This window comes from Paenarthrobacter sp. AT5, from assembly GCF_032764245.1.
GTDB classification, from domain to species: domain Bacteria; phylum Actinomycetota; class Actinomycetes; order Actinomycetales; family Micrococcaceae; genus Arthrobacter; species Arthrobacter ureafaciens.
Genome location: NZ_CP136441.1, coordinates 3,431,693 through 3,455,374, shown reverse-complemented (window position 1 = coordinate 3,455,374; position 23,682 = coordinate 3,431,693). Strand labels below are relative to the sequence as shown.

The window sequence follows — 23,682 nt, the reverse complement described above, 5'->3', positions numbered from 1 at the left end:
ACATGCCACGCAGCCTGAAAAAAGGTCCTTTCGTTGACCAGCACCTCTTTGTGAAGGTCGCACGGGAAAACGAAAAGGGCACCAAGAACGTCATCAAGACCTGGTCCCGTCGTTCGATGATCATCCCCGACATGCTCGGGCACACGATCGCCGTACACGACGGCCGCAAGCACATCCCGGTGTTTGTCACTGAGTCGATGGTCGGGCACAAGCTCGGCGAATTCGCTCCTACGCGGACTTTCCGCGGCCATGTTAAGGACGACCGTAAGGGCAAGCGCCGCTAGGCGCCTGACCTTACGTCTTAGACGAGAGAAGGAAAGCAATGGAAGCCAAGGCAATTGCGCGTCACATCCGCGTAACGCCTATGAAGGCCCGGCGCGTCGTCAACCTTGTTCGTGGCAAGCAAGCGAATGAGGCTCTGGCAATTCTGAAGTTTGCCCCCCAGGCAGCTTCGGAGCCGGTATTCAAGGTACTTCAGTCGGCAATGGCCAACGCCCGCGTTCTCGCGGACCGCGATGGCGTTGCATTCGACGACAGCGACCTCTTCATCAGCGAAGCATTCGTTGATGAGGGCCCGACCATGAAGCGGTTCCAGCCGCGTGCCCAGGGCCGCGCCTACCGCATCAAGAAGCGGACCAGCCACATCACCGTGGTCGTCGCAACCCCGGAGAAAGAGGAGGCTCGCTAAGTGGGACAGAAAGTAAACCCGCACGGGTTCCGACTCGGCATCACCACCGACCACGTTTCGCACTGGTTTGCTGACAGCAACAAGCCGGGACAGCGCTACAAGGACTTCGTCCGCGAGGACATCAAGATCCGTCAGCTCATGTCCACCGGCATGGAGCGCGCCGGCATCGCCAAGGTCGAGATCGAGCGCACCCGTGACCGCGTCCGCGTGGACATCCACACGGCACGTCCGGGCATCGTCATCGGCCGCCGCGGCGCTGAAGCAGACCGCATCCGCGGCGAGCTCGAGAAGCTCACCGGCAAGCAGGTCCAGCTGAACATCCTCGAGGTCAAGAACCCCGAGATCGAAGCACAGCTTGTTGCCCAGGGCATCGCTGAGCAGCTGACTTCCCGCGTGGCATTCCGCCGTGCAATGAAGAAGGCCATGCAGTCCGCACAGCGCGCAGGTGCCAAGGGCATCCGTGTTGCTTGCTCGGGCCGTCTGGGCGGCGCAGAAATGTCCCGCTCGGAGTTCTACCGCGAAGGCCGTGTGCCCCTGCACACCCTCCGCGCGAACATCGACTACGGCTTCTACGAAGCCAAGACCACCTTCGGCCGCATTGGCGTGAAGGTTTGGATCTACAAGGGTGACGTCACCGCCAAGGAACTGGCTCAGCAGGCAGCTGCTGCTCCGTCCCGCGGCCGTGGAGGAGACCGTCCGGGCCGCCCGGGTGGCGACCGCCGTCGTCGTAACGACCGTCCGGCAGCCGAGGCAGCACCTGCTGCCGTTGAAGCACCGGCCGCTGAAGCTGCTGCTCCTGCAGCAGAAGGAGGACAGGCTTAAATGCTTATCCCACGTCGAGTCAAGCACCGTAAGCAGCACCACCCGGGTCGTTCCGGCGCTGCTACGGGCGGCACCAAGGTCACTTTCGGTGAGTACGGCATCCAGGCCCTGAGCCCGGCATACGTCACCAACCGTCAGATCGAGTCCGCTCGTATCGCGATGACCCGCCACATCAAGCGTGGCGGCAAGGTCTGGATCAACATCTACCCGGACCGTCCGCTGACGAAGAAGCCTGCTGAAACCCGTATGGGTTCCGGTAAGGGTTCTCCGGAATGGTGGGTCGCAAACGTCAAGCCGGGCCGGGTTCTGTTCGAACTCTCCGGTGTCAATGAAGAGGTAGCTCGCGAGGCCCTGCGCCTGGCAATCCACAAGCTGCCGTTGAAGGCACGCATTGTGCGTCGCGAAGGTGGTGAATAGAAATGGCAGTAGGGTCGAAGGATCTCGCACCCGCACAGCTGGACGGTTTCGACAACGAGCGTCTCGTTGAAGAACTCCGCAAGTCCAAGGAAGAGCTGTTCAACCTGCGTTTCCAGTCCGCCACCGGCCAGCTGGAGAACCACGGTCGTCTGCGCGCGGTAAAGAAGGACATCGCACGCATCTACACCGTTCTTCGTGAGCGCGAGCTGGGCATTCGTGCCGAGGTTGCCGCACCGGTTGTGGAAGCCAAGGAAGAAAAGAAGTCCAAGAAGGCTGCCAAGGCTGAAACGGCCGAGGTTGAAGCTGGAGAGGATGCCAAGTGAGCGAGAAGGAAAACGTGACGGAAGCAGCAGCCAGCGCTGAGCAGCAGCGCGGTTACCGTAAGACGCGTCGCGGCTACGTAGTCTCCGACAAGATGGAAAAGACCATCGTTGTTGAGGTTGAAGACCGCGTGAAGCACGCTCTTTACGGCAAGGTTATTCGCCGCACCTCGAAGATCAAGGCTCACGACGAGCAGAACACCGCCGGCATCGGCGACCTCGTTCTGATCGCCGAGACCCGCCCGCTGTCCGCTACCAAGCGGTTCCGCCTGGTGGAGATCCTCGAGAAGGCCAAGTAAATCCGACGCCGGACAACGTCCGGTTGGGCTTACTGGAAGGGCCCGCGTTCCGTTCGGAGCGCGGGCCCTTCCGCTGTTCCGGCCAGTTATGGTACGGCTGCTGAACGTGCTAAGATTTTGAGTTTGTATGGCGCCATTTGCGCGTCATCAACCACCTCGTAAACAATCGTGCCGCTGCATACTGCCCCGCGCAGAGTTTTCTGCAAGGGAAGCTGATGCTCGTGGCACGGGCGTTTAGGCCTGTTCTGGCAAAATCCAGGCAGGTCCAGAGACACCCCGATCAACCGTTCCGCAAGGCTCATTCCGTATGCATGTTTTCGGTCTGAGAACCGGCGCGACGCAAGGAGTAAAAATTGATTCAGCAGGAGTCGCGACTGAAGGTCGCCGACAACACGGGTGCTAAGGAAATCCTTACCATTCGCGTTCTCGGTGGATCCGGCCGTCGCTACGCAGGCATCGGCGACGTCATCGTCGCAACCGTCAAGGACGCTATCCCTGGCGGCAACGTAAAGAAGGGTGACGTCGTCAAGGCTGTCATCGTTCGTACCAAGAAGGAACGCCGCCGTGCGGATGGTTCCTACATCAAGTTTGATGAGAACGCAGCTGTGATCCTGAAGAACGACGGTGACCCCCGCGGCACCCGTATCTTCGGCCCGGTTGGTCGTGAACTTCGCGACAAGAAGTTCATGAAGATCGTTTCGCTGGCCCCGGAGGTGCTCTAGTCCATGGCTAAGATCAAGAAGGGTGACCTCGTTCAGGTCATCACCGGCGCCAAGCAGGAACGCGGCGGCGACCGCGGCAAGCAGGGCAAGGTCCTGCGCGTATTCCCTGACACCAACCGCGTGCTGGTAGAAGGAATCAACCGCGTCACCAAGCACACCAAGGTCGGACAGTCGCAGCGCGGCACCAAGACCGGTGGCATTGAGGTTGTTGAAGCCCCGATCCACATTTCAAACGTCGCTCTGGTAGACCCGACCACCAAGAAGCCGACCCGCGTTGGTTTCCGTCTCGACACCGTTGAGAAGGACGGGCGTACCAAGACCGTTCGTATCCGCGTGTCCAAGGCCACCGGGAAGGACATCTAATGAGCGAGACCACTGTCGCAACCAAGATCGTTCCTCGTCTGAAGACGAAGTACGCAGAGACCATCAAGAAGTCCCTGCAGGACGAGTTCAACTACGCGAACGTCAACCAGGTTCCCCGTCTGGTGAAGGTCGTTGTGAACATGGGTGTTGGAGATGCCGCCAAGGACTCCAAGCTGATCGACGGCGCTGTCCGCGACCTCACCCTCATCACCGGCCAGAAGCCGCAGGTAACCAAGGCCCGCAAGTCGATCGCACAGTTCAAGCTGCGCGAAGGCATGCCGATCGGTGCACACGCAACCCTGCGTGGCGACCGCATGTGGGAATTCGTGGACCGTCTGGTATCGCTGGCTCTGCCGCGTATCCGTGACTTCCGCGGCCTCAACGGCAAGCAGTTCGATGGCAACGGCAACTACACCTTCGGTCTGACCGAGCAGGTTATGTTCCACGAAATCGACCAGGACTCCATTGACCGCGTTCGCGGTATGGACATCACGGTCGTCACCACCGCCAAGACCGATGACGAAGGCCGCGCGCTGCTCAAGGCGCTTGGTTTCCCGTTCAAGACTGAAAACTAACTACGTATCAGGTCCGGCCGCGCCGTCCCGCAAGGGCAGCGCAGCGGAAACCGTTACGAGGAAGGGCTATAGCCCACAATGACTATGACAGATCCTGTCGCAGACATGCTTACGCGTCTGCGCAATGCAAACTCGGCATACCACGACACCGTGTCCATGCCGTACAGCAAGCTGAAGGCACGCGTTGCCGACATCCTGAAGGCAGAAGGCTACATCGCCGGCTGGAAGGAAGAAGACGCCGAGGTCGGCAAGAAGCTGACCATCAGCCTGAAGTTCGGACCGAACCGCGAGCGTTCGATCGCCGGTGTCCGCCGCATCTCCAAGCCGGGTCTCCGCGTTTACGCGAAGTCCACCAACCTGCCTCACGTGCTGGGTGGCCTGGGTATCGCAATCCTGTCCACCTCTTCCGGCCTCCTGACTGACAAGCAGGCCGGCAAGAAGGGCGTGGGCGGCGAAGTCCTCGCGTACGTCTGGTAACGGGAAAGGAAGAGAATAATGTCACGTATTGGACGTCTCCCCATCACCGTTCCTGCCGGCGTTGAGGTCAAGCTCGATGGCTCCGTCATCAGCGTCAAGGGTGCCAAGGGCGAGCTGAGCCACACTGTTGCCAGCCCGATCGAGGTTTCCCTCGAAGAGAACACTCTCACGGTCACCCGCCCGAACGACGAGCGCAACTCGCGTTCGCTGCACGGCCTGACCCGCACCCTGATCGCCAACATGATCCAGGGCGTTACCGAGGGCTACGAGAAGAAGCTTGAAATCGTTGGTACCGGTTACCGCGTTCAGGCCAAGGGTTCTGACCTGGAGTTCGCTCTCGGCTACAGCCACCCTGTCAACGTCTCGGCACCTGAGGGCATCACCTTCGCTGTGGAGGGCCCCACCAAGCTCTCTGTTTCGGGTATCAACAAGCAGCAGGTGGGCGAGGTTGCTGCCAACATTCGCAAGCTGCGCAAGCCTGACCCCTACAAGGGCAAGGGTGTCCGTTACGCCGGCGAAGTCATCCGCCGCAAGGTCGGAAAGGCTGGTAAGTAAACCATGGCCATCGCAATTAACAAGAAGCGTTCGAACAAGAGCAAGTCTGCTGCACGCAGCCGTCGCCAGCTTCGTATCCGCAAGCGCATCGCCGGTACGGCCGTACGTCCTCGTCTGGTCGTCAACCGTTCGGCACGTCACGTATTCGTTCAGGTTGTCGATGACAGCAAGGGCGTAACCGTGGCTTCGGCTTCCACCCTGGAAGCTGACCTGCGTGCACTCGAAGGCGACAAGACTGCCAAGGCCAAGCGCGTTGGCGAGCTCGTTGCAGAGCGCGCAAAGGCTGCAGGCATCGAAGCTGTTGTCTTCGACCGTGGCGGTAACAAGTACCACGGCCGCATCGCCGCCGTCGCTGACGGTGCTCGCGAAGGTGGGCTGGCACTGTGACCGCTGAAAACAACGAAAAGGACATTCAGGTGACTGAAGCTGTAGCTGCTGAAGCAACTGAGACCGCACCCGCTACCGACGACCGCCGCGGCGGACGTCGTGGTGAGCGCGGCGAGCGTGGCCAGGGCCGCGGCGACCGTGGTGGCCGTGGTGGCCGCGACGGCGGTCGCGACGCTGAGAAGAGCCAGTTCGTAGAGCGTGTTGTAACCATCAACCGCGTTGCCAAGGTCGTCAAGGGTGGTCGTCGCTTCAGCTTCACCGCTCTCGTCGTCGTCGGTGACGGTAACGGCATGGTTGGCGTCGGCTACGGCAAGGCCAAGGAAGTTCCCGCTGCTATCGCCAAGGGCGTTGAAGAGGCCAAGAAGTCCTTCTTCCGCGTTCCCCGCGTTGGCAACACCATCCCGCACCGCGTGCAGGGTGAGGCTGCTGCAGGCGTTGTCCTGCTGCGTCCGGCTTCCGCCGGTACCGGTGTTATCGCCGGTGGTCCGGTCCGTGCGGTACTGGAGTGCGTGGGTATCCACGACATCCTCTCCAAGTCGCTCGGTTCCTCCAACGCGATCAACATCGTTCACGCGACCGTTGACGCCCTGAAGCAGCTCGAAGAGCCCGCTTCCGTGGCTGCCCGCCGTGGCCTGCCGCTGGACGAGGTTGCTCCGGTTGCCCTGGTGCGTGCGCTCCAGAACCAGAAGGCAGGTGTCTAGTCATGGCTAAGAACCTGACTCCTTCCGACGCCAAGTTGGAAATCACCCAGATCAAGGGCGTCATTGGCGCCAAGCAGAACCAGCGCGACACCCTTCGGTCCCTCGGCCTCAAGCGCATCGGACACACCGTTGTCCGTACCGCTGACGCCGTGACCGTTGGCATGCTCAACACGGTTCCGCACCTCGTGAATGTAGAGGAGGCGAAGTAATGGCCGAGAACGAGACCGCTGAAAAGCAGAACGCTCTGAAGGTCCACCACCTGCGTCCTGCCCCCGGTGCCAAGACTTCCAAGACCCGTGTTGGTCGTGGTGAAGGCTCCAAGGGTAAGACTGCCGGTCGCGGTACCAAGGGTACGAAGGCCCGCTACCAGGTCAAGGCTGGCTTTGCCGGCGGCCAGTTGCCGCTGCACATGCGCCTGCCGAAGCTGCGCGGCTTCAAGAACCCGTTCCGGGTTGAGTTCCAGGTTGTCAACCTGGAGAAGCTCAACGAGCTGTTCCCGGAAGGTGGCGCTGTCACCGTTGAGTCCCTGGTTGAGAAGGGTGCCGTTCGTAAGAACCAGCCCGTGAAGGTGCTGGGCGCCGGCGACATCACCGTCAAGGTTGACGTCACCGCCCACGCTTTCTCTTCCAGCGCTGCTGACAAGATCGCTGCAGCAGGCGGAAGCACCACGGTTCTCTAAGACCCCGTGGGGCTCTTGCCCGCAGTAAGAAAAAATCCCGGTACGCGGGGCCTGAGGCCCTGTGTACCGGGATTTTTTTGTTGGTTGTGGACTCTCGATTATTCTGACGGCGTCCGTAGCAGCTAGACTCGATTGTTGGGTTTCCTTAACCCCATCTACATCCTTGTACCTTTACCTCAGGAGGACGCTTGCTAAGCGCATTCGGCCGGGCGTTTCGGACGCCCGATTTGCGACGCAAGTTGTTGTTCACGCTGGGAATCATCACAATCTTCCGCTTGGGAGCTTTCATCCCCTCGCCTGGTGTGAACTACCAGAATGTCCAGCAATGCTTAGACACCGGTGACACCTCGCAGGGCATCTACCAGCTGGTGAACCTGTTCAGCGGCGGTGCCTTGCTGCAGGTTTCCATCTTTGCGCTCGGTATTATGCCGTACATTACGGCGAGCATCATCGTTCAGCTGCTTCGGGTGGTCATTCCCCGGTTCCAGCAGTTGTACGAGGAAGGTTCCTCCGGCCAATCGAAACTGACGCAGTACACCCGGTATCTCACCATCGCGCTGGGTCTGCTCAATGCCACCACCCTGGTATCCCTGGCCCGTTCCGGCCAGTTGCTGCCCGGCTGCAACCTGCCGATCATCCCTGATGAGAGCATCATCACCACGATCCTCATCATCATCACGTTGACCGCAGGCACCGGACTCATCATGTGGATGGGCGAGCTCGTGACGGAGAAGGGCGTGGGCAACGGCATGTCGCTGCTCATCTTCACCTCGATCGCTGCAGGCTTCCCGCAGTCGCTGGGTGCCATCTGGACCGCGCAGGGCCCCGGAACCTTCTTCATCGTCCTTGCCATCGGCCTGGTCACGGTGGCGCTGGTGGTGTTCGTCGAACAGTCCCAGAGGCGCGTCCCGGTGCAATACGCCAAGCGCATGATTGGCCGCCGCACTGTCGGCGGGACCAGCACCTACATTCCCATCAAGGTGAACATGGCCGGCGTCGTGCCCGTCATCTTCGCGTCCTCCATGCTGTACCTGCCTGGCCTGATTGCACAGTTCAACCAGCCGCAGGCGGGAGAGCAGATGGCCCCCTGGGTTGAGTGGATCAACAACAACCTCACCAAGGGCGACCACCCCATCTACATGGCTCTCTACTTCGCCATGATCGTGTTTTTCACCTACTTCTACGTGGCCATCACCTTCAACCCTGAAGAAGTGTCGGACAACATGAAGAAGTACGGGGGATTCATTCCGGGCATCCGGGCGGGTAAACCGACCGCGGATTACCTGCAGTACGTGCTTTCCAGGATTACTTTGCCGGGAGCTCTTTACCTGGGCTTCGTGGCACTCATTCCGCTGGTTGCACTCGTCCTGATCAACGCCAACCAGAACTTCCCGTTCGGTGGCACGTCAATCCTGATTATGGTGGGTGTCGGCTTGGAAACCGTGAAGCAGATTGATGCGCAGCTACAACAACGTCACTATGAAGGGCTTTTGCGATGACGAGAATGCTGATCATTGGACCTCCGGGTTCGGGCAAGGGTACGCAGGCTGAACGGATTTCCGCGCGCCTCGGCGTAGTCGCCATCTCCACTGGCGACATTTTCCGTGCCAACGTCAAGGGAGAGACCCCCCTTGGCCTGGAGGCCAAGAAGTACATGGACGCCGGTGACTTCGTACCGGACAGCGTCACCAACAAGATGGTTCGGGACCGTCTGAGCGAGAGCGACGTCGAGAACGGCTTCCTCCTGGACGGCTACCCCCGCACCACGGCACAGGTGGACTACCTGGACAACATCCTCGCCGAGACCCAGCAGGAGCTCGACGTCGTGCTCCAGCTGACTGCCGACGACGAGGAACTGGTCAGCCGCCTCCTCGGCCGTGCCAAGGAGACCGGCCGGTCTGACGACAATGAAGCCGTCATCCGCCACCGCCTCGACCTCTACCACGAGCAGACTGAGGCCGTCGTGGCCAAGTACGCCGAGCGCGGCATCCTGACCCAGGTTGACGGCATTGGTGGAATCGACGAGGTCACTGACCGCGTCCTGACCGCCATTGAAGCTGCCAAGGCTGTCTAGCACTTTCTCCACATAGCCGGTGTTCCGGCTCATGTGCCAAAGGGTGTGTCCCGTACGATGAGTGCGGGACACACCCTTTTTCCTTTTCATGGCCGTCTTTGGGGGAAGCGCATGCACACAGTCATGTCCGGCAGGAGCCGGATTGCGGGTCTGGAAGTCTATGTGCCTCCTGCACGTCTTGACACGAATGCCGTCGAGCAGCGCATTGTCGAGTCGAGCCCGGGCTTCCGGATTCCCAAGGGTTTGATTTCCCGCGTCACAGGCATACGGTCCCGTAGTGTGATGGCCGAGTCGGAGCAGGCATCAGATCTTGCCGTCAACGCAGCAGCCAAGGTCCTGGCCAGTTGCGGGCTCCAGGCCCCGGATGTTGACCTTCTGGTGTTTGCCTCCGCGAGCCAGGACATGGTGGAGCCCGCAACAGCCCATATTGCCGCCGCAAAGCTTGGGCTCAGCTGCCCGGTGATGGACGTCAAGAACGCCTGCAACAGTTTCCTGAACGGACTGGAAGTGGCTGATTCCCTGATTGCCTCCCGCCGTTACGGTCGGGTTCTGGTGGTGACGGGGGAGTCGCCCTCGCGGGCGGTCCGGTGGTCGGTTCCTGATTTCGCGACTTTCGCGTCCAGCTTCCCCGGTTACACCATGAGCGACGGCGGCGCGGCCGTCCTGCTCGAAGCTTCCGAAGGCGCTATTGCTGACAGTGAGGCTTCAAGCCCGGCAGCCGAGGGCATTCTTGGCATGGCCTTCACTGCAAAGAGCATCCACTGGCCGGTCGGGACCTTGGCCGCAGGTGGATCTGCGTTTCCCCGTGATCCCGAAGCCAGCTATTTCACCATGGACGGGGAGAAGCTGAAGGACGCCTTCCTGGACTTGGGCTCCGATGTCCTGGGAGAGACCTTGGAGGCCCTCAAGCTGAACTGGCAAGACTTCGCGGTGGTCTGTGTCCACCAAGTCAGCGCGCCCTACCGGGAGATCTTTGCAGAGCGTGCGGGAGTGCCGCGCGACCTGTTGGTCCCGGCAGTGGAAGAGTTCGGCAACTTGGCCTCCGTTAGTCTTCCGTTGCAGTTGAAGCTCGCCCTGGATGGTGGACGATGTGGTCCGGGAGACCTGGTTGCCCTGGTAGGCCTGGCCGGCGGCGTCAGCCTGGGCATCGCGGTGGTGCGGCTATGAACCGCTCGTCAGCAGGAGCCGGAACAGGGTTGCACAGCGATTCCGCTACCAGGCCGCTGTGCATCGCAGTGCCGATGCTCAACGAAGAGAAGCTTGTCCGCCAGGCCTTGGATTCGCTCGCTGCGCAGGACTATCAGGACTTCACAGTGGTTGTGGTGGATAACGGATCCACCGACGCCAGCTGCGCCATCGTGGAAGCCTTCGCCAGTGAGCACCCTGTCATGGACATCAGGCTGATCCATGAAACGGAGAAGGGCACAGGCGCAGCTGCCGATACGGGTATGCGGTTCGGAGTCGAACACGGTGCCACATGGTTGGCCCGCACGGACGCGGATTGCCTTGCTGCCAAGGATTGGACGGCCCGGATCATGGCGGCCTTCCACGATGGCTTGGAACTGATTGCCGGGCAGCTGATTCCCCGGCAGGACGAAGGCATCACTGCGCGGGATCGTCGTTTGATGCTGGTGGCCGTGGAGGTGGCCTCGTTCTTCGGAAAGATCAGGCCCGGCAACAAGGGAGAGGGCTATTTGGGCCCCTACCAAATGCTTCCGGGCTGCAACATGGCGATCACCGCGGATATGTATCACCGCTCCGGGGGATTCCCGCGGACCAGGATCGAGGACCTCCACGAGGACAGGGCACTGTCCAACCGCGTCCGGAAGTTGACACGCAATTACGGGCTGCGGAGGGACGTCGTGGTCTACGGGTCCTCCCGGCGGGTCAAATCGTGGGGCTTGAAGAACACGCTGGCTTGGTACGCGGACCACCGTTACCGTCCCGAGCACGTGGACATTCGGTAGCCATGTCAGTTGCAACCGCTGAACGCTGGGAACGGCGCGTCCACCTCGGAGCGCATCCCTTGCTGTACCCGACCATCCGATCGCTGGGCGCCGTGAAACCGGTGATGAGGATCCCGGGGCTGGGTGTCCTGGTCAGCGAAGCACGGTTGGTGCGTGATGTGCTGTTGGACGGTGAACGCTTCGTCAAGAACGGGCCCTCTGCCTCCGGAGGGCTTTGGACACCGGTCGTCGGCCCGAAGGCACTGGTCAACATGGACGGTGCAGAGCATCGCGAGCTAAGGCGGAAGCTCGCTGACTTGTTCACTCCGGCCTCGGTGGCGGAAATCGTCCAACCGGCATCCGTTGCGTTGAAGGCCCGCGTTGAGCATGACCTGGACGGGCCGGGACGGGTGGACCTGGTGGACTGCGTCAAGGAACTGGCGGGCGGCGTCATCTCACGGTTGCTGGGCGTTCCGGAACATGCTCCGGGCAGACTGCCGAATAAGGAACTCTTCAATTTAGGGTCCTCCATCTCATCCTTGGTTCGTTTAGGTCGCCCAACCCTGACGCCGGAGCAGGCTGCCAAGGGGAGGGCCGCCGTCGAGGTTCTCGCAGGACCTGCCCGAAGCGCCTACCGCGACGGAGACCCTGCAACCTTCCCGGGCCGGCTCCGCGGGCTGGGCATGAGCGAAGACGAAGCGATGGGTATCATCAGTGCCTTCGTGATGGTGGGAACGGAAACGCTCGTGTCATTCGTGCCCCGGCTGGTGGCGTTGCTTGCCGATACCGGACGCATTGAGGAACTGGTTGCGGACAGGTCGGGGATGGGGGCAGCAGTGAACGAGTCGTTGAGGTTCACGGTGCCGTCGCCCATGATGCTGCGAAACGCCGTTGCCCCCGGGAACATCGGAGGAACGGTTGTGCGCACCGGGGACCGGATCCTGTTGTCCACCATCCATGCTGCCAAGAGCCTGGGTGGTTTCAACCCGGGGGAACCCATCCCGGCGCAAGCGCGCCAGTTGTGGTTCGGGGCAGGACCACACTTCTGCATCGGCATGCCGCTGGCCATGGCGGAGATCACTGCAACCTTGGAGGTTCTCCTGGACAGATTTGCGCAGAGGCCGTGGGTCATCGCTTCCCGGGCCGTCAGCACGCGTGTGCTGATTCCGGGCTACCGGAAGCTGGAGCTCGCCAATGCCCTCTGAAATCACCGGCGGGCAGGACAGCCCTGACCTCATTGCCGCCGTCTACGCGGCGGCTGAACGTGTCCCGGACAATCCCGCCATCACAGCTCCGGGCAGGACCAGGCGTCGGCCCGGCGGCAAGGTGTCAGTGAGGCCCGGTCCAACCATCACCTACAGGCAGCTGATGGAAGGCATCGAAGCAACGTCGGTGCGCCTGCAGGCCGACGGCTTTGGCAAGGGTGAAAGGATGCTCTTCTCGGTCAGGCCGAGTCCGGCCGCGTTCATCCTCGCGTTGGGTGCCGTCCGGGCCGGTGGGTCGGTGGTGTTCATTGACCCCGGCATCGGTCCTTCGTTGTTCCGGGACAGGGCGGAGCTGGCCGCGCCGGGTTGGGCGGCTGCCGAATCGCTTCTCTACGCAGTGAGTACCAGGAGTCCCCTCCGCCCCCTGGCGCGTCGGCGTGGCCTGCTCCTGCCGGATTACGGCGCGATGGACGTCCGCCACTACTATTCGGGACCTTGGATGCCGGGGGTGCCCCGGGGAGCTACCCCGGTGAAGACGCTGAGACGACCCCTGACTACTGGCACCACCCAGGGACAGCCCGGGCACCATCCCGCCCAGGAAGCGGTGATCATCTTCACCTCCGGAACCACGGGAGCACCGAAGGGTGTTGTCCATACGCGCGGTTCCTTGGCTGCCGGTTTTCAGCAGTTGAGCACCAAGTGCACCTTCAGCGACGGGGACCGTATCCATTCGGAGCAGCTCATGATGGGCCTGCCGGCCCTGATCGCCGGGGCTCACTGGACCATGCCCTCGTACGGCTTTTCGGCGCACATCGACCCCCTTCGGTTGGCCGGCGAACTTGGGCCGGTCGCCGGGAAAAGGTCAACGTACGACGGCGCCACTCACCTTTTCCTGGTGCCGTCGCAGCTGGCGCCCATCCTCGACGGGATTGAGCGTGGGGAGGTTACGCTTCCGAAGACCTTGGGAACTGTGATGTTGGGAGCGGCCCCCGTTCTGGCACCTTTCCTGGAGCGGGCCATGCGGGTCTTGCCCGATGTGGACTTCAAGCTCATTTACGGAATGACCGAGCTTCTGCCCATAGCCATAGCGGACGGCAGGGAGAAGCTTGCCTTCGCCTCGGGAGCTGACGCCGGGCACCTCACCCAGGATGGTCGTGGTGAGGGCGACTTCCTCGGGGAACCGCTGCCCGCCGTCGAAATCCGCCTCGGTGAGGACCACGAACTGTTCGCCCGCGGGCCCAACATGTGCCACGGCTATTTGGGCCAGAACCCAATGATCGAACACGCGACGGGAGACTTGGTGAGGCTCGACTACGGGGCGGGGGCACGGGGCGCGCCCATCAGCTCGGGGGCACGGGGTGCGTCCACCAGCTCCGGGGCGCGGCCACGGCTGGTGATGATCGGACGCAAGAAGGACATGATCATCCGGGGCAAGACCAACATCTACCCCGCTCTGTATGAACCCGTCATCGCCGGCGTGGCGGGTGTCGCTGAAGCGGCGATGGTAGGAGTTCCGGACGGCATCGGTGACGAGTCGGTGTGGCTGGCGGTTGTGCCGCGGGCCGGTCAGTCGGCGGCGGCCCTGAAGGCCCGGCTCGGGCAGGAGCTACCGCGACTCATCGACGAATCGGCACTCCCGGACCGCATCGAAGTCCTGGACAATATGCCGGTCAGCGGGCGGCACCGGAAGCCGGATCGTGAAGCGCTCAGGCAGCAGTTCGGAGCGGTTACAGACGCAGCGGCCCTGGTGGGCCCGGCATGAAGATCGCCGTCACGGGTGCCACGGGTTTCGTCGGAAGAGCGATCGCCCGGGCCGCTGAAGACAAGGGATGGGACGTTGTAAGGTTCGCGCGTCGCCGGGACCCGGGCTACGCATACTGGGACCTCGCGGACCGTCCGCCAGCGCGCCTGCCGGAGGTTGACGCCGTCGTGCATGCTGGTGCCCACGTCGCGGACTGGGGCGACCCCCGGATCTTTCACCGGGTCAATGTCCTGGGGACGCGGGCCCTCAGCGAGGCCTATGCGCGGACGCGCCTGGTCCATATCTCAAGTTCCAGCGTCTACCCGTGGTGGGAGTCCTGCGTGAACCGCGTTGAGGAAGAGGTCGCGTCCAAGCACCTGAACGCCTACGGGCGCAGCAAGGCGCTGGCCGACATCGAAGCACGCAAGCACGGCAACGCCTTGTCCCTCCGGCCACACGGAGTCTACGGCCAAGGCGACCGGACGCTGTTGCCACGGCTCATCGGCAACATCCGGCGCGGACGGCTCCTCAGCGTCGGGGGTCCCACCGTGAGGCATCAACTGACGCATATCGACAACCTGACTACCGCCGCGCTTGCAGCCTGCGGGTCCGAACTCCGCGGTGCCGTAAATGTGGCCGATGCGGAGCCTGTGGAGCTCGGTTCAATACTGCGTGAGGTCCTTGACGTGACGGGCCACCCGCACACGGGCATCCGGTATATTCCGGGGGCCGTGGCGATGGCCGTGGCCGGCTTTTCCGAAGCTGCTGCCATGGCAACGGGGACTCCGCCGCGGCTGACCCGCTATGCCGTGAGCCAACTCGGGCGGGAGCGGACCTATTGCTTGGACAGGCTTCGCGAGGGGCTTGGGGTCGAACCAATTTCGACCACGCTCTCGGATGCGCGAAAATGGTTGGAGCACGGGGCCTGATCGGCGCTCGTGGGAACATCCAGAGGAGAACATGGCGTTCGGTCAGCCCCGCATTGAATACAAGTCCAACCAGCAGATGCGCAAGATGCACGAGGCAGGACTGGTCCTCAGCCGCGCCCTTGACGCAGCGGTTGCAGCAGCCAAGGCAGGTGTCACCACCAAGGACCTCGACGACGTCTTTGCTGCCGTCCTGAACGATGCCGGCGCCAAGTCCAACTTCCTCGGATACCACGGCTTCCCGGCAACCATCTGCACCTCGGTCAACGAGGAAGTCGTCCATGGAATCCCCGGCAACAGGGTCCTGGAAGACGGGGACATCATCTCGATCGACGGCGGCTGCATCGTGGACGGATGGCACTCGGACTCGGCCCGCACCGTAATCGTTGGAACCGCTGACCCCGAGGACCAGCGGCTTTCCGATGTCACCGAGGCCGCCATGTGGCACGGCATCGCCGGTCTGGCCAAGGGCAAGTTCGTGGGAGACATCGGCAATGCGATCGATGACTACGTGTCCTCAGTGCCGGGCAAGCCCCTCGGGATCCTTGAGGATTACGTCGGCCACGGGATTGGTTCCGAGATGCACATGGCCCCGGATGTCCTGAACTACCGCACCAGCCACCGTGGCCCTAAGATCCGGCCCGGCCTGTGCCTGGCCATCGAACCGATGCTGGTGCGCGGAGGCATTGAAACGGCGACCCTGGATGACGACTGGACCGTAGTCACCACCGACGGCAAGCGCTCGTGCCAGTGGGAGCACTCCGTTGCCGTCCATGAAAAGGGCATTTGGGTCCTGTCCTCACCGGACGGCGGGGCAGCCAACCTTGCGCCGCTCGGCGTCGTGCCGGTACCCATCCCCTGACCTTCCCTGCTGGTGTCAACCGGCCTGGCGTTGCCATAACAAAGAGTCAAAAGGAAGTGCGGGGCTGCCCATGCAGCCCCGCACTTCCTTTTCCCAAGGGTTTCAGCCCTTCAGCTTGGGCTTGACGTCCTTTGTGTAGATGCCCTCGAGCGTCTTCTTCAACTCGGTCATCGTTGCTTTGACGTCACCCTGCTGGGTGAGGATCTTGGCTGCCGCCTTGGCCATTTCCTGGTCGGCGCCGGGAAGGAACACCCGGGCGTTGTCCTGGACACGGGTAACGGCGAGCTGGTCCATGGCCGTTTTGATCTGCGGCGTGGCGGCCAGGACAGCTGACATGTCGGCGGACAGGCGCGTGGGCATGTAACCCGTTGCCGCCGAGAAGGCGGCCGTGTTTTCCGGCTCCGTCATGAACTTGAGGAACGTCGCGGCGGCGAGCTGCTCCTCTTTGCTGATACCGCTCGGGATGCCCAGCCCGGCGCCACCGGTAGGGCAGACTCCGGCGGTTGCCTCGGGACCGCCCGGCAGGAAGCCGACTCCCACGTTGAACTTCGCTGCTTTCAGGACGCCGAGCAGGGAGCCCGTGGAGGAAATGGTTGCCGAGGTGATGCCGGCGGCGAAGTCGTCCGCGGCCTCCTTGGAGGAAACGCCTGCCCAACCGTCCTTGTAGATCGAGTCCTGGGCCCACTGCAGAGCGGCAACCGACTTGTCCGAATCGCACGTGATCTCCCAGTCCTTGGACCAGTTGCCGCCCCAGCCCCAGAGGTTGTTCTGCAAGGTCCAGCCCGCGTAGCCGGCCAGCGCGGGATAAATGTAGGCGTACTGCGCGCCGGAGGAGGCTTTCAGTTTGGGAGCCCACTCGGCGAATTCCTGCCACGTTGCCGGAGCCCGGTCGGGAAGGCCTGCGGCCTTGAAGTGGTCTTTGTTGTAGTAGAAAAGCGGGGTGGAGCGGCCGTATGGCAGGGCCCACTGCTGGTTGTCGTACTTGTAGTCGTCAACCAGGGACTTCTGGAAGTCGTCGAGCTGGATGTCCAGGTGCTTCACCAGATTGTCGATCGGGATGATGCTGCCGTTGGAGAAGTAGCGGAACCACCACACATCGGAGAGGACAACCAAGCCGGGAAGTCCGGTCTTGGCGGCTTGGGACGTCTGGAACTTCTGCGCAATTTCCTCATAGTTGGCGCCTGCGGTCACCAGGTTCACCTTGATGTCGGGGAACTTTGCCTGGAACTTGCTGATGATGGCCTTTTCTACGTCCTGGGACTTGCCCGGGTGGTTGGTCCAGAAATCGAACGAGGCGGCCGGCTTGACGTTGGTGAAGTCGACGGCAGCAGATTCGACGGCGGTCCCCGGACCCGCGGTGGATGGCCCGCCGCAGGCAGTTAATGCCGCGGCCCCGGCACCCAGGCCTGCGAGGCCAAGGAAATGCCGACGGTCAAGGTTGGTGCGCATGGTGCTTCCTCTCACTTACTTTCTACGATGCGAATTGGTGTGGCTGGAGAATGTCAGCCTGTGACGCTGCCTTGGGTGAGGCCAGCGACGATGTAGCGCTGCAGTGCGGCGAAAACCAGCAGGATGGGGACGATCACCAGAACGGCGCCCGCCATGAGGATTCCCCAGCCGGCGCCGTTTCCTTCGGAGTTTTGGAGCAGGGTGAGGCCTACCGGCAGCGTCATGGTTTCCGGTCGATCGGTGATGATGAGTGGCCAGATGTAGTCATTCCATTCACTGACCACGGTCACCAGGGCAACGGTGGCCACAGAGGGCAGGGATACCGGAACGATGATTTGCCACAGCCGCCGCCAATGCCCGGCGCCGTCGATTTCTGCGGCTTCAAGGATGGACGGCGGAAGGGTCAGGAAGTGCTGGCGGAGAAGGAACGTTCCGAACGCCGTTCCCAGGCCCGGAAGGATGATGCCCCACAGGGTGTTCTTTCCGCCCATGCCTGCGACCAGGATGTAGTTGGGCAGGATGGACACTTGGGCCGGGACCATTAGGGCCACCAGGATCAGCACGAAGATCACGTTCTTGAACGGGAACCGGACGAACACCAGGGCGTAGGCAGTCAGGATGGCAAGGACCACCTTGATGGTGGAGCCGACGGTGGTAACGACCAGGCTGTTGGCGAAGAACTGCGCAAAGGGGACCGTGGTCATTGCCGTGGCGTAGTTCTCCAGGTTCAACGAGTCCGGAAGGATCTTCAGGTCGGTTGTGACGATCTCGCCGGGTTGCTTGAAGGAGCTGAGCACCATCCACAACAGGGGCAGGAACACCACCAACGTGGTGAGGACCAGCGGGACGTAGCCGGCGGCGAGCGTTTGGATTAGGTTCGTCCTGGACAACGGCCGGGGCACGGGCTGCGGCTCGTGGGGTCGCGGCTGGTCGGGCTGCGGATCGTGGCACTGCGGTTCGTTGGAAGGCACGACGACGGCGGGAGACTGGGCGCTCATGAGTAGTGGACCTTTCGCTCAACGAAGCGCAGTTGGAGGACCGTAATGACCAGGAGGACGGCGAAGAGCACCACGGAGATTGCTGCCGAGTAGCCGGCCCGGTTGTAGGCACCGAACGCCTGGAGGTAGGCCTCGTAAATCAAAGTGCTGGTCCCGTTTCCGAGTGGCGTCATGATGCGGATCAGGTCGAAGGCCTGCAGGGAACTGAGCATGGTGGTGATCAGCAGGAAGAACGTGGTGGGGGACAGCAGGGGAACTGAGATGTTGAAGAACCGGCGCACGTTGTTGGCGCCGTCCAGTGCAGCGGCTTCCATGACGTCCCGTGGCAGGGACTGCAGCCCGGCGAGGTAGACCACGGCGCAGTAGCCCAGGTTCTTCCACACGTAGACGATCATGACCATCACCAATGACAACTGCGGATCGTTCATCCACTGCGGGCTCTGTTGCCCCAGGCCGCGGAGGATCCACGCCAGGACGCCATAGCCGGGGTCGAAGATGAAAAGCCATACCAATCCGACGCCGACGCCGGAGAGCACGTACGGTGCGAAGACCACCGACCGGGCAAACGTGGTGCCCCTGACTTTGGAATTCAGCGCCAGAGCGACAAGCAGCCCCAGGACCATGGAGCCACCCACTGTGACGACCGTGAAGACCGCCGTGGCGCCCAGGACCTTCGGCGCGTCCTCGCCGGTGAAAAACGTGACGTAGTTCTGCAGGCCCACCACTGTGGCCGAGGCCGAACCGAGCGTCCAGTCCAGCGTGGAGTAGTAGATGTTGTTGATGAGCGGCCAGTAGGTGAAGGTGGCGATCAGGGCCAGGTTCGGCAATGCCATGGCAAGGAATACGACGAAATCCTTGCGGCTGCGGCCGGACCAGTTGGTTACGAGTCGGGTAGTCATGGATCACTTACGTTGTGAGGCGAATTTTTAGTGCCGGGCCCGGACCGGGGCGGCGGAGACAGCCCTAGCTCACCACAGCGAATAGCCCGCAGTGAGCCAAACGGGGACATTCAAGCGATAGTTGGCTAACTTTTACGGGCCTGTTTACGGATAGTTCCCTCAGTGTTCTTACGTGAGGTCGGGCTACCAGTTGGAGCGCGGCGGTGCGGGTGGAGAATGGAGCCATGGATCAGATAACCGACGTTCCCGGCATCCGCGTAGGGCAGGTACAAAAGATCGGCGACGGGTGGCTGACCGGCGTGACTGTGGTTCTTCCGCCTCCGGGAACCGTGGGTTCGGTGGACGTGCGTGGTGGTGGACCCGGCACGCACGAGACTGACGCCTTGGATCCCACCACACTCGTGCCCACAGTGGATGCCGTAGTCCTCACCGGTGGGAGCGCGTTCGGGCTCGTGTCGGCGCATGGGGCGCAGCGTTGGTGCGAGGAACAAGGGAGGGGATTCTCCGTCCCGGGCACCGTGGTGCCAATCGTTCCCGCCGCGGCGATCTTCGACCTCGGGCGCGGCGGTGACGTCCATGCCCGGCCCGACGCGGACATGGGCTACCAGGCAGCTGCCGCAGCTTTCGCCTCGGGCGACCATGCTGGCGTCGGGCGTGGAAATGTTGGCGCCGGCACCGGAGCCGTAGTTGCCCGCGGACAGTACAAAGGCGGCGTGGGGACGGCGTCGATCACGCTGGATGGGGGAGTCGTGGTTGGTGCCTTGGCGGTGGTCAATGCTTTGGGCGCGCCGGTGGGGGCAGGCCCGGTTGTGCAGGGCCACCAGGGCGGGCTGAACACCACGCTCGTCGTCATTGCGACGAATGCGGTCCTGGACGTCGCCGAGTGCAAGCGGACAGCCAACAGCGGACATGCCGGGCTCGCGCGCGCCGTGGACCCCTCCCACACCCTCGCCGACGGCGACACTGTGTTCGCGCTGGCGACCGGCGCCGTCGGGCTTGACCGCAGTACCGAACAGGCGCGGCAGGTTTCGCTGATCACGCTGCAAAGCGCAGCGGCGGAAGCTGTCCGGCTGGCAGTCCTTGATGGCATCCTTGCGGCCGAAGGCATCACGACGGCGGCCGGCACCTTCCCCGCGTACCGCGCCGCCGGGGAGTGACGCGCCGGAGTTGTTGCGCTACCATGGCGGATTTAACTTTCCCGCCTTTGTGGCGTAAAGTTGTCTGTTGGTTGTCTGTACAGCCACGCCCTTTTTGGTGTGGTGGTTCGAAGAAGACCAAAGCAAACAAAAAACGTCCGCTGGATCGCCGGTGCCTAACCGGAGGACTGCGGCAAACAACAGTTAGCGGAGGATATGGCCAAGAAGGACGGGGTCATTGAGATCGAGGGCGTTGTGACTGAGGCGCTGCCCAACGCGATGTTTCGTGTTGAGCTCACCAACAAGCACGTCGTTCTCGCACACATCTCTGGGAAGATGCGTCAGCACTACATTCGAATCCTCCCCGAGGACCGCGTAGTGGTGGAGCTGAGCCCATACGACCTCACACGTGGTCGTATCGTCTACCGCTACAAGTAAATTGCTGGGCGACTGAGGCTATGCCTGGGCCGCTCCAGCAGATCAACTGCAAAACACGCAAAGGAACGCCATGAAGGTCAAGCCGAGCGTCAAGCAGATCTGCGACAAGTGCAAAGTGATCCGCCGTAACGGCCGGGTCATGGTGATCTGCGAGAACCCGCGCCACAAGCAGCGCCAGGGCTAATTCCCCCAAGGGAATCAGCGCCCGCGAGGGCAAACCTGGGTTGCTACCCACGCAAGTAAATAAAGGCAGCACAAGCTGAGCCGGGACGCTTTACAGAGCCCGGACAGCGTACCCCCGGTCGGAGGCTGGGGCCGCACTGACAGTGCGGGTGTACTGCCTACGACCTCCGGTTTATTCAAGGAGTACCGCCACTATGGCTCGTCTCGCTGGCGTAGACATTCCCCGCGAAAAGCGGTTGGAAATTGCGCTTACTTACATCTACGGCGTGGGCAAGACCCGTGCACACGAAACCCTGGCTGCCACCGGCATCAGCCCTGACGTCCGCGTCAAGGACCTGACCGACGCCGAGCTGGTCCAGCTGCGTGACTACATTGAAGGCAACTACAAGGTTGAGGGTGACCTTCGCCGCGAGGTAGCCGCTGACATCCGCCGCAAGGTTGAGATCGGCAGCTACGAAGGCCTGCGCCACCGCAAGGGCCTGCCCGTACGCGGTCAGCGTACGAAGACCAACGCTCGTACCCGCAAGGGACCGAAGCGCACCGTCGCCGGCAAGAAGAAGGCCGGACGTTAATCCCTCGGGATTGACCTGGTTTTCCCCCGATAACTTTCTGTAGGAGAAATAATGCCCCCGAAGACTCGTGGAGCGGTTCGTAAGCCGCGTCGCAAGGATAAGAAGAATATTGCGCTTGGACAGGCGCACATCAAGAGCACCTTCAACAACACCATCGTGTCCATCACGGACCCGACCGGTGCTGTGATCTCCTGGGCTTCCGCCGGTGAGGTTGGATTCAAGGGCTCCCGTAAGTCCACCCCGTTCGCCGCCCAGATGGCTGCTGAAGCTGCTGCAAAGCGCGCTCAGGAGCACGGTCTGCGCAAGGTTGACGTTTTCGTCAAGGGCCCGGGTTCGGGACGCGAAACCGCAATCCGTTCGCTTCAGGCTGCTGGCCTCGAGGTTGGCTCCATCCAGGACGTCACCCCCAGCGCCCACAACGGTTGCCGCCCGCCGAAGCGCCGCCGCGTCTAATTAGGTTGCACCTGCCTGACGGCCGGGCCTGCTTGTGAATCCACAAGCATGGTCCGGCTGGTCAGGCTGGAAACCGAAGCCGATTTCCACCACCTGTGTTGCGTCATATAGCGGATGCTCGCCGAAAGGAAACCTAAGTGCTCATTGCACAGCGCCCCACCCTGTCCGAAGAAGTTGTAGCCGAGAACCGCTCCCGTTTCATTATTGAACCGCTGGAGCCGGGCTTCGGTTACACCCTCGGAAACTCCCTCCGCCGTACCCTGCTCTCCTCCATCCCCGGTGCTGCTGTAACCAGCATCCGGATCGATGGCGTGCTGCACGAGTTCACCACGGTTCCGGGTGTCAAGGAAGATGTCACCGAGATCATCCTGAACATCAAGAACCTTTCGGTTTCCTCCGAGCACGATGAGCCGGTTGTTGCGTACCTGCGCAAGCAGGGCCCCGGAGTCGTCACCGCCGCGGACATCGCTCCGCCGGCCGGCGTCGAATTCCACAACCCGGATCTGCACATTGCCACTCTGAACTCGAAGGGCAAGTTCGAACTCGAACTGACCATCGAGCGCGGCCGTGGCTACGTTTCGGCAGCTCAGAACAAGTCCGGCGATTCCGAGATCGGCCGTATCCCGGTCGATTCGATCTACTCGCCTGTCTTGAAGGTAACTTTCCGCGTGGAAGCTACCCGTGTTGAGCAGCGCACCGACTTCGACAAGCTCATTGTCGACGTCGAGACCAAGCAGGCTATCGCTCCGCGTGACGCTGTTGCTTCTGCAGGCACCACCCTGGTGGAACTGTTCGGTCTGGCCCGTGAGCTGAACACCGCAGCTGAAGGTATCGAGATTGGCCCGTCGCCGACTGACGCTGCCCTGGCAGCTGACATGGCTCTGCCGATCGAGGATCTGGACCTCACGGTCCGTTCCTACAACTGCCTCAAGCGTGAGGGCATCCACACCGTGGGTGAACTCGTTGCCCGCTCCGAGGCTGACCTGATGGACATCCGTAACTTCGGTGCGAAGTCCATTGACGAGGTCAAGGCAAAGCTCGTCGAACTGGGTCTGTCCCTCAAGGATTCCCCTCCCGGTTTCGATCTCGCAGCCCGCGCCGCAGCCATCGAAGAGGACGACGCCGCGTTCAGCGACGACGAGCTCTAAAAAGCAGATCTTGGTCGACGGGTCCAGTGATGGACCCGGCCGGCTTACACAACAGGAGAAATAACTATGCCTACCCCCACTAAGGGTCCGCGCCTCGGAGGCGGCCCGGCTCACGAGCGCCTGATGCTCGCGAACCTGGCAGCAGCGCTCTTCGAGCACAAGCGCATCACCACCACGGTTACCAAGGCCAAGCGCCTCAAGCCGTACGCAGAGCGTCTGGTCACCTTCGCCAAGCGTGGCGACCTCGCTTCCCGCCGCCGTGTCCTCGGCCTGATCAGCGACAAGGGCATCGTCCACGAGCTGTTCACTGACATCGCCGGCGCTGTTGCCAACCGTGACGGTGGCTACACCCGTATCACCAAGATCGGCAACCGCAAGGGCGACAACGCTCCCATGGCTGTCATCGAACTGGTTCTCGAGCCCGTTTCCCCCAAGCAGGCTGTAGTTGCTGAAGCAACCGCTGCCGCTGCCAAGGCCGCTCCGGCTGCCGAAGCTCCTGCTGAGGAAGAGGTTGTTGAGACCGAAGCTGCTGAGGCCCCCGAGGCTGAAGAGGCTCCGGCCGCTGAAGCTGCCGAGACTGAAGAAGCTCAGACCGAAGAGGCTCCGGCCGATGAGGACAAGAAGTAAATTTCAGTAGACTTGAGTCT

Annotated in this window: 33 protein-coding genes; 30 read left to right on the top strand and 3 right to left on the bottom strand. The window is 62.2% G+C overall.

The genetic code is table 11. From position 1 onward, the window contains the following. Positions 1-2 precede the first annotated feature (2 nt). From rpsS to map, 23 genes are all read left to right on the top strand, one after another. Entirely contained in the window at positions 3-284 is a 282-nt protein-coding gene (rpsS, locus tag RI444_RS16015) for a 30S ribosomal protein S19 (protein WP_003803803.1), read from the top strand. A gap of 38 nt (positions 285-322) precedes the next feature. Then, positions 323-688, top strand: a complete 366-nt coding sequence (gene rplV / locus RI444_RS16010) for a 50S ribosomal protein L22 (protein WP_021472410.1) — start codon at positions 323-325, stop codon at positions 686-688. Beyond that, on the top strand, positions 689-1,510 hold the full coding sequence (gene rpsC, locus RI444_RS16005) for a 30S ribosomal protein S3 (RefSeq protein WP_021472411.1): 822 nt from the start codon (positions 689-691) through the stop codon (positions 1,508-1,510). Continuing rightward, entirely contained in the window at positions 1,511-1,927 is a 417-nt protein-coding gene (rplP, locus tag RI444_RS16000; protein WP_021472412.1) for a 50S ribosomal protein L16, read from the top strand. It abuts the gene before it with no gap. A gap of 2 nt (positions 1,928-1,929) precedes the next feature. Next, positions 1,930-2,250 carry a 50S ribosomal protein L29 gene (gene rpmC, locus RI444_RS15995; RefSeq protein WP_021472413.1) on the top strand — a complete coding sequence of 107 codons (321 nt, stop codon included), beginning with the start codon at positions 1,930-1,932 and terminating at the stop codon, positions 2,248-2,250. Further along, positions 2,247-2,546: a 30S ribosomal protein S17 gene (gene rpsQ / locus RI444_RS15990; RefSeq protein WP_021472414.1), complete on the top strand. Its 300-nt coding sequence runs from the start codon at positions 2,247-2,249 to the stop codon at positions 2,544-2,546. The genes rpmC and rpsQ overlap by 4 nt, the downstream gene beginning before the upstream one ends. A gap of 353 nt (positions 2,547-2,899) precedes the next feature. Then, positions 2,900-3,268 carry a 50S ribosomal protein L14 gene (gene rplN, locus RI444_RS15985; RefSeq protein ID WP_003803789.1) on the top strand — a complete coding sequence of 123 codons (369 nt, stop codon included), beginning with the start codon at positions 2,900-2,902 and terminating at the stop codon, positions 3,266-3,268. A 3-nt stretch (positions 3,269-3,271) separates the two neighbouring features. After that, on the top strand, positions 3,272-3,631 hold the full coding sequence (rplX, locus tag RI444_RS15980) for a 50S ribosomal protein L24 (RefSeq protein ID WP_021472415.1): 360 nt from the start codon (positions 3,272-3,274) through the stop codon (positions 3,629-3,631). Beyond that, entirely contained in the window at positions 3,631-4,206 is a 576-nt protein-coding gene (gene rplE / locus RI444_RS15975; protein ID WP_021472416.1) for a 50S ribosomal protein L5, read from the top strand. Before rplX ends, rplE begins: the two co-directional genes overlap by 1 nt. Before the next feature lie 78 nt (positions 4,207-4,284). After that, a complete protein-coding gene (gene rpsH / locus RI444_RS15970; RefSeq protein ID WP_179013455.1) occupies positions 4,285-4,683 on the top strand; it encodes a 30S ribosomal protein S8 in 399 nt (132 codons plus the stop codon). An 18-nt stretch (positions 4,684-4,701) separates the two neighbouring features. Then, complete coding sequence (rplF, locus tag RI444_RS15965; RefSeq protein WP_021472418.1) at positions 4,702-5,238, top strand: 50S ribosomal protein L6; 537 nt, start codon at positions 4,702-4,704, stop codon at positions 5,236-5,238. Positions 5,239-5,241: 3 nt separating this feature from the next. Continuing rightward, positions 5,242-5,625, top strand: coding sequence for a 50S ribosomal protein L18 (rplR, locus tag RI444_RS15960; RefSeq protein ID WP_021472419.1), 384 nt, complete (start codon positions 5,242-5,244; stop codon positions 5,623-5,625). 29 nt (positions 5,626-5,654) lie between these two features. Continuing rightward, positions 5,655-6,326: a 30S ribosomal protein S5 gene (gene rpsE / locus RI444_RS15955; protein ID WP_170828566.1), complete on the top strand. Its 672-nt coding sequence runs from the start codon at positions 5,655-5,657 to the stop codon at positions 6,324-6,326. Between the two features lie 2 nt (positions 6,327-6,328). Then, positions 6,329-6,535: a 50S ribosomal protein L30 gene (gene rpmD / locus RI444_RS15950; RefSeq protein WP_003803757.1), complete on the top strand. Its 207-nt coding sequence runs from the start codon at positions 6,329-6,331 to the stop codon at positions 6,533-6,535. After that, a complete protein-coding gene (gene rplO / locus RI444_RS15945) occupies positions 6,535-7,005 on the top strand; it encodes a 50S ribosomal protein L15 (RefSeq protein WP_207605699.1) in 471 nt (156 codons plus the stop codon). The genes rpmD and rplO overlap by 1 nt, the downstream gene beginning before the upstream one ends. 188 nt (positions 7,006-7,193) lie before the next feature. After that, complete coding sequence (gene secY / locus RI444_RS15940; protein ID WP_031216558.1) at positions 7,194-8,504, top strand: preprotein translocase subunit SecY; 1,311 nt, start codon at positions 7,194-7,196, stop codon at positions 8,502-8,504. Positions 8,505-8,509: 5 nt separating this feature from the next. Beyond that, positions 8,510-9,079 carry an adenylate kinase gene (locus RI444_RS15935; RefSeq protein WP_021472423.1) on the top strand — a complete coding sequence of 190 codons (570 nt, stop codon included), beginning with the start codon at positions 8,510-8,512 and terminating at the stop codon, positions 9,077-9,079. 111 nt (positions 9,080-9,190) lie between these two features. Next, on the top strand, positions 9,191-10,246 hold the full coding sequence (locus RI444_RS15930; RefSeq protein ID WP_069695781.1) for a 3-oxoacyl-ACP synthase III family protein: 1,056 nt from the start codon (positions 9,191-9,193) through the stop codon (positions 10,244-10,246). Further along, entirely contained in the window at positions 10,243-11,046 is an 804-nt protein-coding gene (locus RI444_RS15925) for a glycosyltransferase (protein WP_207605700.1), read from the top strand. The genes RI444_RS15930 and RI444_RS15925 overlap by 4 nt, the downstream gene beginning before the upstream one ends. A gap of 2 nt (positions 11,047-11,048) precedes the next feature. Next, positions 11,049-12,230, top strand: coding sequence for a cytochrome P450 (locus RI444_RS15920; protein ID WP_207605701.1), 1,182 nt, complete (start codon positions 11,049-11,051; stop codon positions 12,228-12,230). Next, on the top strand, positions 12,220-13,992 hold the full coding sequence (locus RI444_RS15915) for a class I adenylate-forming enzyme family protein (RefSeq protein WP_207605702.1): 1,773 nt from the start codon (positions 12,220-12,222) through the stop codon (positions 13,990-13,992). Before RI444_RS15920 ends, RI444_RS15915 begins: the two co-directional genes overlap by 11 nt. Then, entirely contained in the window at positions 13,989-14,900 is a 912-nt protein-coding gene (locus RI444_RS15910; RefSeq protein ID WP_168529457.1) for an NAD-dependent epimerase/dehydratase family protein, read from the top strand. The genes RI444_RS15915 and RI444_RS15910 overlap by 4 nt, the downstream gene beginning before the upstream one ends. Positions 14,901-14,931: 31 nt before the next feature. Continuing rightward, positions 14,932-15,759 carry a type I methionyl aminopeptidase gene (gene map / locus RI444_RS15905; RefSeq protein ID WP_069695777.1) on the top strand — a complete coding sequence of 276 codons (828 nt, stop codon included), beginning with the start codon at positions 14,932-14,934 and terminating at the stop codon, positions 15,757-15,759. Between the two features lie 102 nt (positions 15,760-15,861). Here map and RI444_RS15900 read toward each other — a convergent pair whose 3' ends face one another. From RI444_RS15900 to RI444_RS15890, 3 genes are read right to left on the bottom strand one after another with little or no spacing between them, the layout of a single operon-like run. Further along, positions 15,862-17,208, bottom strand: coding sequence for an ABC transporter substrate-binding protein (locus tag RI444_RS15900; protein ID WP_207605703.1), 1,347 nt, complete (start codon positions 17,206-17,208; stop codon positions 15,862-15,864). Positions 17,209-17,261: 53 nt separating this feature from the next. Then, entirely contained in the window at positions 17,262-18,206 is a 945-nt protein-coding gene (locus RI444_RS15895; protein WP_207605704.1) for a carbohydrate ABC transporter permease, read from the bottom strand. After that, positions 18,203-19,105: a carbohydrate ABC transporter permease gene (locus tag RI444_RS15890; RefSeq protein ID WP_207605705.1), complete on the bottom strand. Its 903-nt coding sequence runs from the start codon at positions 19,103-19,105 to the stop codon at positions 18,203-18,205. The genes RI444_RS15895 and RI444_RS15890 overlap by 4 nt, the downstream gene beginning before the upstream one ends. A 224-nt stretch (positions 19,106-19,329) precedes the next feature. On the opposite strand from RI444_RS15890, the gene RI444_RS15885 reads away from it, so the two are divergent. The 7 genes from RI444_RS15885 to rplQ all read left to right on the top strand — a co-directional run bounded on the left by RI444_RS15885 (position 19,330) and on the right by rplQ (position 23,662). Then, entirely contained in the window at positions 19,330-20,262 is a 933-nt protein-coding gene (locus RI444_RS15885) for a P1 family peptidase (RefSeq protein ID WP_207605706.1), read from the top strand. A 195-nt stretch (positions 20,263-20,457) separates the two neighbouring features. Beyond that, entirely contained in the window at positions 20,458-20,679 is a 222-nt protein-coding gene (gene infA, locus RI444_RS15880) for a translation initiation factor IF-1 (protein WP_011775571.1), read from the top strand. Positions 20,680-20,749: 70 nt separating this feature from the next. Continuing rightward, positions 20,750-20,863 (top strand): 50S ribosomal protein L36, encoded by a 114-nt coding sequence (gene rpmJ, locus RI444_RS15875; protein WP_011775570.1) that lies wholly within the window; start codon positions 20,750-20,752, stop codon positions 20,861-20,863. Between the two features lie 193 nt (positions 20,864-21,056). Continuing rightward, positions 21,057-21,434, top strand: a complete 378-nt coding sequence (rpsM, locus tag RI444_RS15870) for a 30S ribosomal protein S13 (RefSeq protein WP_021472434.1) — start codon at positions 21,057-21,059, stop codon at positions 21,432-21,434. 51 nt (positions 21,435-21,485) lie between these two features. Continuing rightward, the gene (gene rpsK, locus RI444_RS15865; RefSeq protein WP_021472435.1) at positions 21,486-21,887 is read left to right on the top strand and encodes a 30S ribosomal protein S11; all 402 of its coding nucleotides are present in this window, start codon (positions 21,486-21,488) and stop codon (positions 21,885-21,887) included. Between the two features lie 137 nt (positions 21,888-22,024). Then, positions 22,025-23,035: a DNA-directed RNA polymerase subunit alpha gene (locus RI444_RS15860; protein WP_021472436.1), complete on the top strand. Its 1,011-nt coding sequence runs from the start codon at positions 22,025-22,027 to the stop codon at positions 23,033-23,035. Between the two features lie 66 nt (positions 23,036-23,101). Beyond that, entirely contained in the window at positions 23,102-23,662 is a 561-nt protein-coding gene (gene rplQ, locus RI444_RS15855) for a 50S ribosomal protein L17 (RefSeq protein ID WP_031216566.1), read from the top strand. The last annotated feature ends 20 nt before the right edge of the window (positions 23,663-23,682 follow it).

Excerpts from the sequence above, each read along its gene's own strand:
- rpsS (WP_003803803.1), top strand. The coding sequence starts at position 3 with ATGCCACGCAGCCTGAAAAAAGGTCCTTTCGTTGACCAGCACCTCTTT.
- rplV (WP_021472410.1), top strand. The coding sequence starts at position 323 with ATGGAAGCCAAGGCAATTGCGCGTCACATCCGCGTAACGCCTATGAAG.
- rplP (WP_021472412.1), top strand. The coding sequence starts at position 1,511 with ATGCTTATCCCACGTCGAGTCAAGCACCGTAAGCAGCACCACCCGGGT.
- rpmC (WP_021472413.1), top strand. The coding sequence starts at position 1,930 with ATGGCAGTAGGGTCGAAGGATCTCGCACCCGCACAGCTGGACGGTTTC.
- rplX (WP_021472415.1), top strand. The coding sequence starts at position 3,272 with ATGGCTAAGATCAAGAAGGGTGACCTCGTTCAGGTCATCACCGGCGCC.
- rplE (WP_021472416.1), top strand. The coding sequence starts at position 3,631 with ATGAGCGAGACCACTGTCGCAACCAAGATCGTTCCTCGTCTGAAGACG.
- rpsH (WP_179013455.1), top strand. The coding sequence starts at position 4,285 with ATGACTATGACAGATCCTGTCGCAGACATGCTTACGCGTCTGCGCAAT.
- rplF (WP_021472418.1), top strand. The coding sequence starts at position 4,702 with ATGTCACGTATTGGACGTCTCCCCATCACCGTTCCTGCCGGCGTTGAG.
- rplR (WP_021472419.1), top strand. The coding sequence starts at position 5,242 with ATGGCCATCGCAATTAACAAGAAGCGTTCGAACAAGAGCAAGTCTGCT.
- rpmD (WP_003803757.1), top strand. The coding sequence starts at position 6,329 with ATGGCTAAGAACCTGACTCCTTCCGACGCCAAGTTGGAAATCACCCAG.
- rplO (WP_207605699.1), top strand. The coding sequence starts at position 6,535 with ATGGCCGAGAACGAGACCGCTGAAAAGCAGAACGCTCTGAAGGTCCAC.
- RI444_RS15935 (WP_021472423.1), top strand. The coding sequence starts at position 8,510 with ATGCTGATCATTGGACCTCCGGGTTCGGGCAAGGGTACGCAGGCTGAA.
- RI444_RS15930 (WP_069695781.1), top strand. The coding sequence starts at position 9,191 with ATGCACACAGTCATGTCCGGCAGGAGCCGGATTGCGGGTCTGGAAGTC.
- RI444_RS15925 (WP_207605700.1), top strand. The coding sequence starts at position 10,243 with ATGAACCGCTCGTCAGCAGGAGCCGGAACAGGGTTGCACAGCGATTCC.
- RI444_RS15920 (WP_207605701.1), top strand. The coding sequence starts at position 11,049 with ATGTCAGTTGCAACCGCTGAACGCTGGGAACGGCGCGTCCACCTCGGA.
- RI444_RS15915 (WP_207605702.1), top strand. The coding sequence starts at position 12,220 with ATGCCCTCTGAAATCACCGGCGGGCAGGACAGCCCTGACCTCATTGCC.
- RI444_RS15910 (WP_168529457.1), top strand. The coding sequence starts at position 13,989 with ATGAAGATCGCCGTCACGGGTGCCACGGGTTTCGTCGGAAGAGCGATC.
- map (WP_069695777.1), top strand. The coding sequence starts at position 14,932 with ATGGCGTTCGGTCAGCCCCGCATTGAATACAAGTCCAACCAGCAGATG.
- RI444_RS15900 (WP_207605703.1), bottom strand. The coding sequence starts at position 17,208 with ATGCGCACCAACCTTGACCGTCGGCATTTCCTTGGCCTCGCAGGCCTG.
- RI444_RS15895 (WP_207605704.1), bottom strand. The coding sequence starts at position 18,206 with ATGAGCGCCCAGTCTCCCGCCGTCGTCGTGCCTTCCAACGAACCGCAG.
- RI444_RS15890 (WP_207605705.1), bottom strand. The coding sequence starts at position 19,105 with ATGACTACCCGACTCGTAACCAACTGGTCCGGCCGCAGCCGCAAGGAT.
- RI444_RS15885 (WP_207605706.1), top strand. The coding sequence starts at position 19,330 with ATGGATCAGATAACCGACGTTCCCGGCATCCGCGTAGGGCAGGTACAA.
- infA (WP_011775571.1), top strand. The coding sequence starts at position 20,458 with ATGGCCAAGAAGGACGGGGTCATTGAGATCGAGGGCGTTGTGACTGAG.
- rpmJ (WP_011775570.1), top strand. The coding sequence starts at position 20,750 with ATGAAGGTCAAGCCGAGCGTCAAGCAGATCTGCGACAAGTGCAAAGTG.
- rpsM (WP_021472434.1), top strand. The coding sequence starts at position 21,057 with ATGGCTCGTCTCGCTGGCGTAGACATTCCCCGCGAAAAGCGGTTGGAA.
- rpsK (WP_021472435.1), top strand. The coding sequence starts at position 21,486 with ATGCCCCCGAAGACTCGTGGAGCGGTTCGTAAGCCGCGTCGCAAGGAT.
- rplQ (WP_031216566.1), top strand. The coding sequence starts at position 23,102 with ATGCCTACCCCCACTAAGGGTCCGCGCCTCGGAGGCGGCCCGGCTCAC.